Annotated in this window: 15 protein-coding genes; 6 read left to right on the top strand and 9 right to left on the bottom strand. The window is 55.5% G+C overall.

What is annotated here, in order from left to right; genetic code table 11:
- The first annotated feature begins 77 nt into the window (after window positions 1-77).
- Window positions 78-182 (top strand): small membrane protein YoaI, encoded by a 105-nt coding sequence (gene yoaI / locus FHC52_RS17300; RefSeq protein WP_220420158.1) that lies wholly within the window; start codon window positions 78-80, stop codon window positions 180-182.
- Window positions 183-202: 20 nt separating this feature from the next.
- Here yoaI and FHC52_RS17295 read toward each other — a convergent pair whose 3' ends face one another.
- The 3 genes from FHC52_RS17295 to yeaG form a co-directional block, all read right to left on the bottom strand.
- On the bottom strand, window positions 203-703 hold the full coding sequence (locus tag FHC52_RS17295) for a YbaK/prolyl-tRNA synthetase associated domain-containing protein (RefSeq protein WP_008500735.1): 501 nt from the start codon (window positions 701-703) through the stop codon (window positions 203-205).
- A gap of 99 nt (window positions 704-802) precedes the next feature.
- Window positions 803-2086, bottom strand: coding sequence for a YeaH/YhbH family protein (locus FHC52_RS17290; RefSeq protein WP_220420157.1), 1284 nt, complete (start codon window positions 2084-2086; stop codon window positions 803-805).
- Between the two features lie 74 nt (window positions 2087-2160).
- Window positions 2161-4095, bottom strand: a complete 1935-nt coding sequence (gene yeaG / locus FHC52_RS17285) for a protein kinase YeaG (protein ID WP_008500713.1) — start codon at window positions 4093-4095, stop codon at window positions 2161-2163.
- Window positions 4096-4526: 431 nt separating this feature from the next.
- On the opposite strand from yeaG, the gene FHC52_RS17280 reads away from it, so the two are divergent.
- Window positions 4527-5273, top strand: a complete 747-nt coding sequence (locus tag FHC52_RS17280) for a MipA/OmpV family protein (RefSeq protein WP_021241048.1) — start codon at window positions 4527-4529, stop codon at window positions 5271-5273.
- A 78-nt stretch (window positions 5274-5351) separates the two neighbouring features.
- Here FHC52_RS17280 and FHC52_RS17275 read toward each other — a convergent pair whose 3' ends face one another.
- Window positions 5352-6236, bottom strand: coding sequence for a D-hexose-6-phosphate mutarotase (locus FHC52_RS17275; protein WP_059360927.1), 885 nt, complete (start codon window positions 6234-6236; stop codon window positions 5352-5354).
- Window positions 6237-6308: 72 nt separating this feature from the next.
- Entirely contained in the window at window positions 6309-7304 is a 996-nt protein-coding gene (gapA, locus tag FHC52_RS17270) for a glyceraldehyde-3-phosphate dehydrogenase (protein ID WP_006809136.1), read from the bottom strand.
- Between the two features lie 341 nt (window positions 7305-7645).
- On the opposite strand from gapA, the gene msrB reads away from it, so the two are divergent.
- A complete protein-coding gene (gene msrB / locus FHC52_RS17265; protein WP_008500710.1) occupies window positions 7646-8059 on the top strand; it encodes a peptide-methionine (R)-S-oxide reductase MsrB in 414 nt (137 codons plus the stop codon).
- Window positions 8060-8100: 41 nt separating this feature from the next.
- Entirely contained in the window at window positions 8101-8373 is a 273-nt protein-coding gene (locus tag FHC52_RS17260; protein WP_021241050.1) for a YeaC family protein, read from the top strand.
- Window positions 8374-8423: 50 nt separating this feature from the next.
- On the opposite strand, the gene FHC52_RS17255 is transcribed toward FHC52_RS17260, so the two are convergent.
- The 4 genes from FHC52_RS17255 to sppA all read right to left on the bottom strand — a co-directional run bounded on the left by FHC52_RS17255 (window position 8424) and on the right by sppA (window position 13486).
- Window positions 8424-9677, bottom strand: a complete 1254-nt coding sequence (locus FHC52_RS17255) for a glycoside hydrolase family 18 protein (RefSeq protein ID WP_220420156.1) — start codon at window positions 9675-9677, stop codon at window positions 8424-8426.
- A gap of 221 nt (window positions 9678-9898) precedes the next feature.
- Entirely contained in the window at window positions 9899-10540 is a 642-nt protein-coding gene (gene pncA, locus FHC52_RS17250; RefSeq protein ID WP_021241052.1) for a bifunctional nicotinamidase/pyrazinamidase, read from the bottom strand.
- 9 nt (window positions 10541-10549) lie between these two features.
- A complete protein-coding gene (gene ansA, locus FHC52_RS17245; protein ID WP_008500705.1) occupies window positions 10550-11566 on the bottom strand; it encodes an asparaginase in 1017 nt (338 codons plus the stop codon).
- Between the two features lie 63 nt (window positions 11567-11629).
- Window positions 11630-13486: a signal peptide peptidase SppA gene (sppA, locus tag FHC52_RS17240; protein ID WP_126288013.1), complete on the bottom strand. Its 1857-nt coding sequence runs from the start codon at window positions 13484-13486 to the stop codon at window positions 11630-11632.
- A gap of 167 nt (window positions 13487-13653) precedes the next feature.
- Here sppA and FHC52_RS17235 point away from each other — a divergent pair, with 167 nt between their 5' ends.
- Window positions 13654-14205 (top strand): NAD(P)H nitroreductase, encoded by a 552-nt coding sequence (locus FHC52_RS17235; RefSeq protein ID WP_008500703.1) that lies wholly within the window; start codon window positions 13654-13656, stop codon window positions 14203-14205.
- Between the two features lie 116 nt (window positions 14206-14321).
- On the top strand, window positions 14322-15365 hold the full coding sequence (gene selD, locus FHC52_RS17230) for a selenide, water dikinase SelD (RefSeq protein WP_023292697.1): 1044 nt from the start codon (window positions 14322-14324) through the stop codon (window positions 15363-15365).
- The last annotated feature ends 3 nt before the right edge of the window (window positions 15366-15368 follow it).

Here is a 15368-nt window from a genome sequence, read left to right as displayed (position 1 = left end):
AAAGATTTTATCGTTGTCATAACCTTGTCATTTACGCGGATTAAAACGAAAGCAGATATCGCTAAAGGGTCGCCATCATGAACGATCACATGTTTGTGGAAACGCTGATCATCTCCTCATCGTTTTTCGCTATTGCCGTTATTCTTGTTGCCTCCGTGCTGTTCCTGGGAAGAAAAGGCTGACAGGGCGTCAGCCGTTGCAGTTAGGCTTTATGGAAGGTGACGAGCTCAGGACGGGCGATGCGCAGGTAATCCTGGGTATCCATAATCACGGATTTCTCCAGCAGGCCAGCGTTAAACGCGATTTCGTCAAAGCGCTCGAACAGCAGCGGGTCGGCAACCAGCGCCAGGTCAGGATGGAAGCTAAAGGGCGGGATAGCGCCGAAAACGCAGGCGGTCAGGGCATCGACTTCGGCCGGGCTGGCGAGGGAGGCCTTTAGCCCGCCAAAATGGCTGGCAAGCTGGCTCAGGTCAGCCTGCAGGTCGGCGGCAAGGATCGCCAGAACATGTTTCTTTACGCCGTTTCCCTTCACCTTGCAGACCAGGGCTTTAGCGCCTTGCCGCAGGTCGGTTCCGCGAATTTCACTTACCGCTTCACATTTCCCGACCGCCTCGTGCTCCATGACGCGAAAACGCGCGCCCTGCTCGGTGAGTAAGGTAATGAGCTGCTGGTGGGTTCCTGTTCCAATAACGTCGTCAGTCATAACGATTTTCCCGGTGATAATCCAGTATGCAGGGGTCTACATTAGCACGGGATGAACGGGGTCGAAAGAAAACAGCCAGCGGGTTCGCTGGCTGTGGGATTATGCGTTGCTGGTAGCAGACTGCTTGTGGAACAGCTCCCTGAACACCGGATAAATGTCATCCTGGTCACGGATATGCTGCATGGCAAAATTATCGAACATCGACTGCAGATGCTCATACTCCCGCCACAGGGTCTGGTGCGCACGACGGGTGATTTCGATATAGCTGTAGTAACGCACGACCGGCAGAATTTTCTTCGCCAGAATCTCGTGACACAGCGGCGAGTCGTCGGCCCAGTTATCGCCATCCGACGCCTGCGCGGCATAAATGTTCCACTGTGCCGGGTCGTAGCGCTCTTTGACCACTTCATCCATCAGCTTCAGCGCGCTCGAGACGATGGTGCCCCCGGTTTCCTGCGAGTAGAAGAACTCATGTTCATCCACTTCTTTTGCCTGGGTATGGTGACGGATATAGACCACCTCGACGTTCTTATAGGTTCTGCTCAGGAACAGATAGAGCAGAATATAGAAGCGCTTCGCCATATCCTTCGTGGCCTGGTCCATCGAGCCGGACACGTCCATCAGACAGAACATCACCGCCTGGCTGGAGGGCTCAGGGCGTTTTTCGTAGTTCTTGTAGCGCAGGTCAAAGGTGTCGATAAACGGGACCCGTTCGATCTTCGCCCTCAGCTCTGCAATCTCTTTACGCAGGCGCTCCTCTTCCAGCAGTTGCGCCGGTTCCGTATTTTCCACCACCTTCAGGCTGCTCTCCAGCTCGCGCAGTTCGCGACGTTTGCCTGCCGTCATGGCCGTGCGTCGCGCCAGCGAGTTCTGCAGCGAACGCACGACGCTGATGTTGGCGGGCACGCCGTTGGCGGTATAGCCCGCGCGGTGGGTTTTATATTCATTAAGCTGACGATGCTGATTCTTTTTCAGATTCGGCAGCGCCAGGTCTTCGAACAGCAGGTCGAGATATTCATCTTTTGAGATCTGGAAGATAAATTCGTCCTGACCTTCACCGTCCTGGCTGGCCTGTCCCTGACCGCTTCCTGAACCACCGCCGCCGCCCTGAGGGCGCTCAATTCTGTCGTTCTGAACGAAGTGGTCATTACCTGGGTGTACGCGATGGCGCAGGCCGCCTCGCCCCTGATGAAACATCGGTTCGCTGATGTCATCGGTGGGGATGGAGACAGACTCGCCGCTGTCGACGTCGGTCACCGAGCGTTTGTTGATGGCCTCGGAGATAGACTGTTTAATTTGCGCTTTATAACGACGCAAGAAGCGCTGGCGGTTCACCGTGCTCTTGTTTTTGCCGTTAAGACGCCGGTCAATAAACCAGGTCATATACCCCCCGTACTGCATTTGCCAACTTGCATTTTGTAGGCCCGGCAGGCGCTAACCGCCGCCGGGCACTTGTTTTAAGACGATTTACGCACGCGCAGGTACCATTCGCAGAGCAGGCGGACCTGTTTGCGGGTGTAGCCTTTTTCCATCATACGGTCGACAAAATCGTCGTGTTTTTTCTGTTCATCGGTTGAGGTTTTGGCGTTAAACGAGATCACCGGCAGCAGCTCTTCGGTATTGGAGAACATTTTCTTCTCAATGACCGTGCGCAGCTTCTCGTAGCTGGTCCAGTTCGGATTGCGCCCGTTGTTATGCGCTCTGGCGCGCAGGACGAAGTTAACAATCTCATTACGGAAGTCTTTCGGGTTGCTGATCCCGGCAGGCTTCTCGATTTTTTCCAGCTCCGCGTTCAGGGATTCACGGTCAAACAGCTGGCCGGTATCCGGGTCGCGGTACTCCTGATCCTGGATCCAGAAGTCAGCGTAGGTGACATAACGGTCAAAAATGTTCTGCCCGTATTCTGAATAGGATTCCAGGTAGGCCGTCTGGATCTCTTTGCCAATGAACTCGGCGTATTTCGGGATCAGATAACCTTTCAGGAACTCAAGGTAGCGTTCAGCCTGCTCCTGCGGGAACTGCTCGCGCTCGATTTGCTGCTCCAGCACGTAGAACAGATGCACCGGGTTGGCCGCCACTTCCGCATGGTCGAAGTTAAAGACGCGCGAGAGGATCTTAAACGCGAAGCGCGTGGACAGACCGTTCATCCCTTCATCAACCCCGGCGTAGTCGCGATACTCCTGATACGACTTCGCTTTCGGATCGGTATCCTTCAGGCTCTCACCGTCATAGACGCGCATTTTCGAGTAGATGCTGGAGTTTTCCGGCTCTTTCAGGCGCGACAGGATGGAGAAGCGAGACAGCGTTTCCAGCGTGCCCGGCGCGCACGGCGCATGCACCAGCTCACTGTGGTTAAGCAGTTTCTCGTAAATTTTGATCTCTTCGGAGATCCGCAGGCAGTAAGGCACCTTAACGATGTACACGCGGTCAAGGAAAGCCTCGTTGTTTTTGTTGTTACGGAAGGTCACCCATTCAGATTCGTTCGAGTGGGCAAGAATGATCCCGTTAAACGGCAGGGCGGAGATACCTTCCGTCCCGTTGTAGTTTCCTTCCTGAGTGGCCGTCAGCAGCGGATGCAGCACCTTGATGGGCGCTTTAAACATCTCGACGAATTCCATAATCCCCTGGTTAGCCCGGCACAGCGCGCCAGAGTAACCGTAGGCATCCGGGTCGTTTTGCGCGAAGTTTTCCAGCTTGCGGATGTCGACCTTACCGACCAGCGCCGAAATATCCTGGTTGTTCTCATCACCGGGTTCCGTTTTAGCGATGGCGATCTGTTCCAGGATCGACGGCCAGACTTTCACCACGCGGAATTTGGTGATGTCGCCACCAAACTCATGCAGGCGTTTTGCCGCCCACGGCGACATGATGGTGCCGAGGTAGCGACGCGGGATGCCGTACTCTTTATCCAGAATCTGCGCATCTTCCTGCGGATTGAACAAGCACAGCGGATGGTCGTTCACCGGGCTGCGCTCGCCATTGGCGCTCAGGACATAGATAGGCACGCGCTGCATCAGCGACTTCAGGCGTTCCGCCAGCGAGGATTTACCGCCGCCCACGGGGCCGAGTAAATAGAGGATCTGTTTCTTCTCTTCCAGACCCTGAGCGGCATGCTTCAGGTAGGAGACAATCTGCTCTATGGCATCTTCCATGCCATAGAACTCTTCAAACGCCGGGTATCGGGCGACCACCCGATTCGAAAAGAGACGGGAAAGCCGGGGTTCCAGGGCAGTGTCAACCATGTTTGGCTCACCAATAGCCATCAATAGCCGTTCTGCCGCATTGGCATAGGCACTGCGATCTTGCCGACAGATGGTAAGAAACTCCTGCAGTGTGAACTCTTCGTCCTTGGCAGCTTCATAGCGCTGGCGATAGTGATCGAATATATTCATGGCATGCCGTCCTTTCGTTTTTTAGCACAGGATAAGAGCCGTTCGTATGAGTAGTGGAGGCTCCCGGAAGAGAATCTCTCGCACCTCACTGCCAGAGCAGCAACCTGTGTGCCAGGTCAGACGCTAAGAACCGCAGGGTGTTCAGGAAAACTCTTCTTAAATTAAAGCGTAGATGGCATTTGCAAAACTTGCATGCCCATAAAATCTACTTTCAATGACATATCAATAACTCATCCAAAAATTTCCACTCTGGTAATAAGGCAAAAGCACATTTTTCATTCAGCGGTCATGTAAATGAAAGCCGGTTGTCATCTGATAAGTTAAAAATAATGGGTTAATCAGACTGATTAGCAGGCAAAAAATTTTGGGATGTACGGGAATGGCGGTTACACTTCACCCGCTGATTATTTGACTACAGGAAAGAATGGATTGTGACCAAACTCAAACTTCTGGCATTAGGCATCCTTGCCGCGACCGCAGTAAGCACCGCACAGGCGGAAAGTCAGTGGACGGTTGGCGCGGGTGTTGGCGTCATTAACAGCCCGTACAAACAGTATGACCGTGATGTTTATCCTGTGCCGGTTATCACCTATGAAGGCGATAACGTCTGGTTCCGTGGGCTCGGCGGCGGCTACTATCTGTGGAACGATACGGCCGATAAGCTCTCCATCATGGCGTACTACGATCCTACGCACTTCAAGCCGGGTGACAGCGACAGCCACGCGCTTCGCCAGCTCGACAAGCGTAAAAGCTCGATGATGGCCGGCCTCTCTTATGTGCATAACACCCAGTATGGCTTCCTGCGTACGGCCCTGGCAGGCGATACGCTGGATAACAGCAACGGCTTTATCTGGGATCTGGCGTGGCTGTACCGTTACACCAACGGTGGTCTGACCCTGACGCCGGGTATCGGTGTGCAGTACAACAGCGAGAACTACAATGACTACTATTATGGCGTCTCTAAAAACGAGTCCCGTCGTAGCGGTCTGAAGAGCTACAGCGCAGATGACGGCTGGGATCCGTACCTGGAGCTGACCGCGAGCTATAACTTCCTTGGCGACTGGAGCGTGTACGGTACTGGCCGTTATGAGCGTCTGAGCGATGAAGTGAAAGACAGCCCGATGGTCGATAAGTCCTGGGCAGGCATCTTCTCTGTCGGTGTGACCTACAAGTTCTGATTGCGCACTTATATTGTGCAATTGGTGCATCAAAACGGGGCGCTTGCGCCCCGTTTGCTTTAGTGTGGTGCAGCGAGATTATCGCTTAATAATGCGGATCGTCTGACCTAAACGAGATGGCTTTTCTTCACTCGCTTTCTGCGGGGTAGTCACGCAGGCCGTTTCCACGCAGACAAACGTTTTATAACCGTCGTCAGGCACGTCGGCCATGCTGACAGACAGTGCAGGGCCCGGGTTCCAGCCCACCACGTTGCTGTGATGGTGATGTACTACCTCAATGCCGCGGTTCAGGGCACCGTCGTGGATCATGCTGCATGCTTCCGGATGCAGATAGACGCGGTCGGTACGGTCAGGAAACGCCTGAACGCCGTCGCTGAGTTTGCCCTCTTTCGCGTTGTCGACTTTATCGATAAAGGTATCGCCAAGGCCACTCACCTTCACAGCGCTGATGTCACCCACGTTGAAATAGGTGTGCAGGGCGGAGGTGGTTTCGAACTCGCCGTGGGCTTCCAGTTCGATTTCACAGGTTTTACCCAGCTTAAAGCGGGCGTACAGGGTGAAATCGTGCGGCCACAGAGCGCGGGTTTCGTCATTTGCCTGCAGCTCAAAGGTCAGCACGGCGCCGTTGTCGTCTTCGTTATGCGCTTTAAGGGTCCACTGCTGGTTACGGGCAAAACCGTGAGAAGGCAAACCCGGCTGTGCGGACGGGCCGAACCACGGCCAGCAGATCGGTACGCCACCACGGATTGCAGCCCCTTTTTTGAAGGAGGTCGCATCACTGAGCCACAATCCCTCAACTTCACCTTCCGGCTTCCAGGAGAGCAGGTGGGCGCCGTTCAGCGCCACGGAGGCCTTAACGCGCGGATGGTCAACGACGATAACGTCAGCACCGTCAATCTGGCGGCGGGAGAGCACAGGGGTAAGTTGTTCGACTACCGGAAGTGCAAAAATTTTATTAATCATTAAGCAATCCTCTGTCTTATAAATAAAAAAGGCGACCGAAGTCGCCTTTTTGGATCAAACACTCATCTCAACTTATTTGGAGATGTGAGCGATCAGGTCCAGTACTTTGTTAGAGTAGCCGGTTTCGTTGTCGTACCAGGATACCAGTTTAACGAAGTTGTCGTTCAGTGCGATACCTGCTTTAGCATCGAACACGGAAGTGCACACTTCGCCGTTGAAATCGGTAGATACAACGTCGTCTTCGGTGTAACCCAGAACGCCTTTCATTGGGCCTTCGGAAGCAGCTTTGATTGCTTTCTTAATTTCTTCATAAGAAGCAGCTTTTTCCAGACGAACGGTCAGGTCAACAACGGATACGTTAGGAGTTGGAACGCGGAACGCCATACCAGTCAGTTTGCCATTCAGTTCTGGCAGTACTTTACCTACAGCTTTAGCCGCACCGGTAGAGGATGGGATGATGTTCTGAGCCGCGCCACGGCCGCCGCGCCAGTCTTTGTGAGACGGGCCATCAACGGTTTTCTGAGTAGCGGTGGTTGCGTGAACGGTGGTCATCAGACCTTCGATGATGCCGAAGTTGTCGTTGATAACTTTAGCCAGCGGTGCCAGGCAGTTGGTGGTGCAGGATGCGTTGGAAACGATGTCCTGGCCAGCGTAAGTTTCGAAGTTTGCACCACGAACGAACATTGGGGTGTTGTCTTTGGAAGGACCCGTCAGAACAACTTTCTTCGCACCCGCAGTGATGTGTTTACGTGCAGTTTCGTCGGTCAGGAAGATACCGGTTGCTTCAGCAACAACGTCAACACCAATTTCGTTCCATTTCAGGTTAGCTGGGTCTTTCTCAGCAGTAACGCGGATGGTTTTGCCATTTACAACCAGGTGGCCGTCTTTCACTTCAACGGTGCCGTCGAAACGACCGTGAGTTGAGTCGTACTTCAGCATGTACGCCATGTATTCAGCGTCCAGGAGATCGTTGATACCAACGATTTCGATGTCAGAACGTTTCTGAGCAGCACGGAAAACAATACGGCCGATACGGCCAAAACCGTTGATACCTACTTTGATAGTCATATATTCCACCAGCTATTTGTTAGTGAATAAAAGGTTGCCTGTAAAATTACAAAAACCTTACGCAGCGTCAAGCGGAATCGTGTCAATCATTGCGACAAATCAATCCTGTGACTAACGTTTGTGCGACTGACTCGCCTCACTTTCCCTTTGAGCTTGCAACCACATGGGGGCTGCGCCCGGAATTTTAAAGTCCTCGCAGGATAAAAATGTGAATATGATCACAATTGCCTGACCGCCTTTTCGCGACACATAAGTTTAGATCAAAAGTGCACGCAAGGGTGTTAATGTTTTGTTAGAATGCGGGGTAAAAGATGTCTGTTTCTACAGCGAGATGTAAGCATATGTCGAACCAACGTAACCCCGACGATTTGAAAAAAAACCTCACAGAAATGCAGTTTTACGTGACGCAAAACCACGGGACGGAACCGCCGTTCACCGGGCGTTTACTGCACAACAAGCGAGACGGCGTCTACCACTGCCTGGTCTGTGATGCTCCGCTGTTCAATTCCCAAACGAAATTTGATTCGGGCTGCGGCTGGCCGAGCTTTTACGAGCCGGTGAGCGATGAGGCTATCCGCTATCTGACCGACTCGTCGCACGGTATGGTGCGCACCGAAATTCGCTGCGGCAACTGCGATGCGCACCTTGGACACGTCTTCCCGGATGGCCCTCAGCCAACGGGCGAGCGTTTCTGCGTGAATTCAGCCTCAATGAGCTTCACTGACGACGAAAACGGCGACCAGATCAAGGGTTGAAAAAACGATTCAGCAAATTATTCCTTCGAAAGGGCGGGATTGTGAATATTGAAGATATGATTAGCGGGATGACGCCGGAAATTTATCAGCGTCTGGTCACCGCCGTAGAGTTGGGAAAATGGCCCGATGGCGTCGCGCTGACCCCGGAGCAGAAAGAGAACAGCCTGCAACTGGTGATGCTGTGGCAGGCGCGCAACAACACCGACGCGCAGCACATGACGATCGACACCCATGGTCAAATGGTGATGAAGAGCAAGCGTGAGCTGAAAGAGGACTTTGGTATCACCCCGAAGCCGATTGCGACTTTCAAATAATGCTCTCATGTAGGCCGGGTAAGCGCTAGCGCCACCCGGCACGCTACACTTTAGTGCGGGATCCCGAGCGACGCCGCCAGCTGCTTCGCTAACTGGTTTTCATCATCCGCGCCGTACTCCCAGAACATCGCCCCGGCGAGACCTTTCTCTTTGATGTAGTCCGCTTTGATCGCCACGGATCGCGGGTTCTCATACGAAATCGCAAACAGCGCGTTGCCATCGGCACCCTTCACCGAAAGCCACGGCACTTTCGCCTGGTCGTCCCAGTGCTCGGTAAAGCGTTTCTGCGGATCGTTCAGCAGCGTTTTGACGATATCGTTGTACTTCACGTAGGTATCTTTGGTCAGGTCGTAGCCGAGCGACTTGAACAATCCGATTTCCTGCGGCCCGAAGTAGGGCTGGGTGGCCGGATTTTTTTGCGCATCGGGTTTCGTCCAGTCAATGCCCGGCTCCACGGCGCGTTTCGGTACGCGGCCATAGAAACCAATCCCGAGATTCATCTGCTGCGGCTTCAGCCCGGCGGCCAGATAGTTGTTCACCACAAAATCGACGCTGTATTTGTCCGCGGCGGCCACCGTCGGCCAGGCGCTGGAGTCGTACAGGTTGGCATTGAAATACTGCGTGCCGTACGCCATGTCGTAGGTCATCAGGTTGATGTAATCGAGCAGGGGGGCAATGGCTTTCACATCCACCCAGCTTTTCGGACTTTCCGCATTCGCGCCTACCGCAATGGTCACCAGCTTTTTATGCCCTAACGCGTCGCGCATCTCCTTCAGCAGGGCGGTAAAGTTATCCCGGTCGGCAGGCTGGCTTGCCACCAGGCCCCAGGCGCCGTTGACCGGATACTCCCAGTCGAGGTCGATCCCGTCCAGACCATATTTTTCAACAATCTCCTGCGCGGAGCGGATGAACACCGCGCGACTCTCTTGGGTTGCCGCTGCGCCAGAGAAACCACGCGCGCCCCAGCCGCCGACGGAGAGCAGGACCTTAAGATTTGGGTTTTGCTTACGCAGGGTGGGGATCAAGGCCAGGTCGGACGCCACTTTTGGCGATAGCCAGATTTGATGCAGCTTCGCCGGATCTTTCAGCGCGGCGTTGGTTTCGTCTTTTTCGTCGTTATAGACCAGACCAAACGAGTAGTTCAGGTGGGTGATCTGGCGAACGTCCAGCTTATTGATATCGCCACCCGGTCCGGCGGTGACGTCGCCACCCCCGTTAAAGTAGCCCACGGACATCAGGGAACTGGCGGAGGCAACTGACGCGCAAAGCAAGGATAAGGCTGCCAGCAAGGGCAAACGTTTCATACAAGTTCCTCTTTGACTTAATAAAATTAACCACGCCACGGAAAAGGCGTGGCGAAAAAACAGCCTGAAGAGAATAGCATTGCCGCTTCGCTGAGGTTGCGAGGGAGTTCACTTTATGGGGATCGGAGGGGGAGTTTTGCCGGGTGGCGCTGACGCTTACCCGGCCTACAAAACCAAAGAAGTCGGCCGGGTAAGGCGCAGCCGCCACCCGGCTTAAAAGACTACGCCTGCGTTTCCAGCCAGTCTTCGAGCGTATACAGCGTCGCGCCTTCCGCAGCCATATCCATAAACGCCTGAGCGCTGTCCTGCGGATGAATGTTCACCCCGCGGCAGCCGTCGGTGATGACGCTGACGGTGTAGCCAAGCTGAAGCGCATCCAGCACGGTGAACTTCACGCAGTAGTCCGTTGCCAGCCCCAGTACAATCAGCTCGGTGATTTCATGGTGACGTAACCAGGCGTCCAGCGCCGTTTTCTGGCGATGCCCGTTATCAAAAAACGCGCTATAGCTGTCGATAGCCGGGTTTTCACCTTTATGGAACACCGCGTCGATGGCTTTCTGGTTCAGGAGCGGATGTAACTCCGCGCCTTCCGTCTGCTGTACGCAGTGATCCGGCCAGAAAGTTTGCGCCAGCCCGTCGAGTTCACCCTGGGTGAAGGGCTCGACATTGTGCTGGCTGGCAAAGCTGCCGTGATTTGCCGGGTGCCAGTCCTGGCTTGCGACAACTGCTTCACCACGGGCTTTGCACCAGTCAATCAGCGTGTTGGCCACGTCAACGGTGCTGTCACCTTCGGCGACGGCCAGCGCACCGCCCGCGCAGAAATCATTTTGCAAATCGACCAGGAGCAGGGCGCGTTGCTTCATGAGACCTCCTTATTCGTCAGGCGTCAGTTCGCCGCGCAGGTTTTGCATCATCGCGCTGCGAATGGACTGAATGTCCAGATCCTGACTCAGTAAATAGTGAAGTTTAGTCAGCGTTGCCTCAACGGTCATATCGAAGCCGCTGATCACCCCCGCATGCGCCAGCGCGTTGCCGGTGGCATAGCCGCCCATATTGACTTTACCGGACATACACTGGGTCAGGTTTACCACCACAATTCCGCGCTCGCTGGCCTCCTGAAGCTCTTTCAGGAATTCACCGTTCTGCGGGGCGTTACCCACGCCGTAGGAGCGCAGGATAAGCGCTTTCACCGGCTGGCGCAGGAAGTTACGCACCACGTCCGCAGAGATACCCGGATAAATGGTCACCACGCCAATCGGTTGCGGAGTAATCGGATGCACAATCAGCTCGCCCGCGGTGTTCGGCGCAGGCGGCGTGCCCAGACGACGGATATGAATCCCGGCCTCCAGCAGCGGCTGCAGGTTGGGTGAGGCAAAGGCGTCAAAGCCGTCGGCGTGGGCTTTAGTGGTGCGGTTCCCGCGATAAAGACGGTTGTTAAAGAACAAAGACACTTCGTTAATCGGGTAATTCGCCGCCACGTACAGGGAGTTCAGCAGGTTGATCTGCCCGTCAGAGCGCAGCTCCGCCAGCGGAATTTGCGATCCGGTGACGATAACCGGCTTGCTCAGGTTCTCCAGCATGAAGGAGAGCGCCGAGGCGGTAAATGCCATGGTGTCGGTACCGTGCAGGATCACGAAGCCGTCGTACTGGTCGTAATGGGCTTTAATATCATCCGCGATGTGCTGCCAGTCTTCCGGCGTCATGTCGGAGGAGTCCATCAGCGGCTCGTATTCGTGGATGGTGAAGTCAGGCATTTCCGGACGGTGGAATTCGGGCATCAGCGCAAGCTGACGCTGCAGGTGGCCGGAGACGGGGATATAGCCGTTTTCAGAGCGCTGCATACCGATGGTACCGCCAGTGTAGGCTACATAAATCGATTTCTTCTGCATGGTAGTGAGTTCTTGTTCTTCAAAAGAAAAAAATCCCCTCTTCGTAGGAAGAGGGGACGGTTTTTAACGGACGTTCGCGCAGGTCAGGCAAAACGCGTAACGACTCTGTGGATCGTTAAAGGCCGCAAGCTTATCGCTTTCTGCCTTCATCGCTTTTGCCGCCGTGGCGACCGGCGCAGGCAGGTAAGCCTGCAGCGCCTCCGGCAGCATGGCGCGTACCGAGCCGGACATGCTGTCCATGACCATATCGAAGAACGACGGTTCGTCCTGGTAATACTCGATATGCCACTGCTTCAGCTTCGCCAGTTCGGCGGCTTTCTTCACCGCGTCATCGAAGTCGCCCAGGCTGTCCACCAGTCCGTTGCTCTTAGCATCCTGACCGGTCCAGACGTGGCCCTGCGCAATCTGGTCGATCTGCTCAGGCGTCTTTTTGCGCGAGTCGGCGACCAGGGTGATAAAGCGTTTATAGCCGTTCTCAATGCTGAGCTGCATCATCTCAGAGACTTCCGGCGGCAGGGATTTGGTCACCGCGACATCCGCGAGCGGAGAAGTCGCTACGCCGTCAGTATGCACGCCCAGAGAATCCAGGCTGTTTTCTACGGTGTTGATCACCCCGAAGATGCCAATCGAGCCGGTGAGCGTGCTTGGGTTCGCCACGATGTAGTTGGCTGGCGTGGAGATCCAGTAACCCCCGGAGGCGGCCATTCCGCCCATTGAGACGACGACCGGCTTACCGGCGGCGCGGGACGCGGCCAGTTCAGCGCGGATCACTTCGGAGGCGCTGACGCTACCGCCAGGGCTGTTGACCCGCAGGACAATCGCCTTCACTTTCGGATCGAGGCGCGCATCGCGGATTTGTGACGCGGTGGTATCGCCGCCCACGTTCCCCGGAGTCTCCTGACCGTCCATGATCGCACCGTTAGCAAAGACCACCGCGACGCTGTCCCCGTTCTCATCCGGTTTCTTCGTCGAGTAATCATACATGCTGATGGCGCTGTAATTTTTGTCCTCTTTGCTCCAGCCAAACTGTTTGCTCAGGGATTTTTCAATCTCGGCGCTGGTGCCCAGGGCATCAACCAGTTTGTTATCGAGCGCGTATTTCGCGGTATCGCCGTCAACCTTACGCAGGCCTTCGAGCACGCCCTGCGCGCCAGGGAACACCTGCTCAGGCGTAATCTGACGGTTCGCGGCAACGGTGCCGAGATAGTTCTGCCACAGCTCGCCAATCCAGCGGCTGTCCGCTTCGCGGGCGGCAGGTGACATATCGTCGCGGATAAACGGCTCCACGGCGGATTTGTACGTGCCGACGCGGAAGACGTGGGTGGTAACCTTCAGCTTGTCGAGCAGCGATTTGTAGTACAGGCCGTTGGTGGCAAAGCCGTGCAGATCGACCGTACCCTGTGGGGAGAGCCAGATTTTATTGGCGAAGCTCGCCAGATAATATTGCCCCTGGCTGTAGCTGTCGCCCACGGCAATGACCGGCTTGCCGCTGTCGCGGAATTCGCGCAGCGCTTTACCGATGTACTGCATAGAGGGCTGGTCGCCGCCGGCAAAATCTTTCAGATCCAGCACGATGCCGGTGATGTTGCGGTCATCTTTGGCCTGACGGATGGCATCGACGATATCGAACAGGGAGTTTTCCTGCAGGCGGTCGGACGTGGCGCCAAACAGCTGGCGACTGATCACACCCAGACGGTTGCTGGCTGACGGTTTATCAACGATGACGCCGGTGATATCGAGTAACAGGGCCCCGCGCGTTGAATGCTGCGCCTGATTCGCGTTACTGATGTGCATCCAGATGCCCGCGCAAACCAGAACCAGGAAGATGAAGAAGATGTTCATCACCAGGTTGCGGACGAAGTTGAGCAGTCGCCACGTCCATTTAAAGAAACCGGCAATAATTCGCCAAAGGGTTCGCATGTATTCTCCCTAACCAGAAAATGACTGTTTCCGTCGCCACTGGACGGTAATGTTGGGTTATCGTAATGACCCAACCGCCACTTGTCAGCAGGAATCGCCTGCCAGGCTGTAACAAAATCTGCCGTCGTGTTAATTTTGTGAGTAAATTTCAAGAAAGGAGTTAACCAATGGACGCACTCGAACTGCTTGTTAACCGCCGTAGCGCTTCCCGTCTGGCCGAACCTGCCCCGGCAGGCGAGCAGCTGGAGAACATTCTGCGTGCCGGCATGCGTGCCCCCGATCATGGCACGCTGCAGCCGTGGCACTTCTTTGTGATTGAAGGCGAAGGTCGCGATCGTTTCAGTAAACTGCTGGAGCAGGGGGCGGTGGCCGCAGGGCAGGATGAGAAAGGAATCGATAAGGCGCGTAATGCCCCGTTCCGCGCCCCGATGATCATCGCTGTCGTGGCAAAATGCCAGGCGGATCATAAAGTCCCGGTCTGGGAACAGGAAATGTCTGCGGGCTGTGCGGTGATGGCGATGCAGATGGCCGCCGTCGCGCAAGGCTTTAACGGTATCTGGCGCACCGGTGCGCTGACCGAAAGCCCGGCGGTCCGGGACGGTTTTGCCTGCGGTGAGCATGACAAAATTGTCGGTTTCCTCTATCTCGGTACTCCGCAGCTTAAAGCCTCCAGCACCATCAGCGTGCCGGACACCACGCCTTTCGTCAGCCGTTTCTGATAGCGCGCGCTAAACTGTCTGGATTCTGAGCATCTGCCGCAGAATTCAGACAGTCATACTTACCTCTTTATGGAATGAGCGCTACCATAGCGCGATTGAGATGACAGGAGACGTCCATGAGCGAGCAAACCATTCGTTTAACGCAGTACAGCCACGGAGCCGGTTGCGGTTGTAAAATTTCCCCGAAAGTGCTGGAGACCATCCTGCACAGCGAACAGGCGAAGTTTGTCGACCCGAACCTGCTTGTCGGCAACGAAACGCGTGACGATGCAGCGGTTTATGACCTGGGTAACGGCACCAGCATTATCAGCACCACCGACTTCTTTATGCCGATTGTCGACAACCCGTTCGATTTCGGGCGTATTGCGGCCACCAACGCCATCAGCGATATCTTCGCCATGGGCGGCAAACCGATTATGGCGATCGCTATTCTGGGCTGGCCGATCAACACCATCCCGCCGGAAGTGGCCCGTGAAGTGATTGATGGCGGCCGTTTCGCCTGCCAGCAGGCGGGGATTGCGCTGGCCGGTGGTCACTCTATCGATGCGCCGGAGCCTATCTTCGGCCTGGCCGTTACCGGCGTGGTCCCGACCGAGCGCGTGAAGCGCAACAGCACCGCGCAGGCGGGCTGCAAGCTGTTCCTCACCAAGCCGCTGGGCATTGGTGTGCTGACCACCGCCGAGAAAAAATCCCTGCTGAAGCCTGAGCACATAGGGCTGGCAACCGAAGTCATGTGCCAGATGAACCTCGCGGGTGCGGCGTTCGCCAATATCGACGGCGTGAAGGCGATGACCGACGTGACCGGTTTTGGTCTGCTGGGGCACCTCTCCGAAGTGTGTCAGGGCGCGGGCGTGCAGGCGCAGGTCTGGTATCAGGACGTGCCGAAGCTACCGGGCGTGGAAGAGTATATTGCTCAGGGCGCGGTCCCGGGCGGTACCCAGCGTAACTTCGCCAGCTATGGTCACCTGATGGGCGAAATGCCAGAAGAATGGCGCAACCTGCTGTGCGATCCGCAAACCTCCGGCGGCCTGCTGCTGGCGGTCACGCCGGAATCCGAAGCCGAGGTTCAGGCCACGGCCGCCGAGTTCGGCATTACCCTGACGGCGATCGGCGAGCTGGTAACCGCGCGCGGTGGCCGACCGATGATTGAGATCCGTTAATTC

The organism is Enterobacter sp. EC_64 (assembly GCF_019584165.1).
In the GTDB taxonomy this organism is placed as follows: domain Bacteria; phylum Pseudomonadota; class Gammaproteobacteria; order Enterobacterales; family Enterobacteriaceae; genus Enterobacter; species Enterobacter roggenkampii.
Note: the sequence above shows the minus strand (reverse complement) of the source record. Positions and strands in the feature narration are given on the sequence as shown.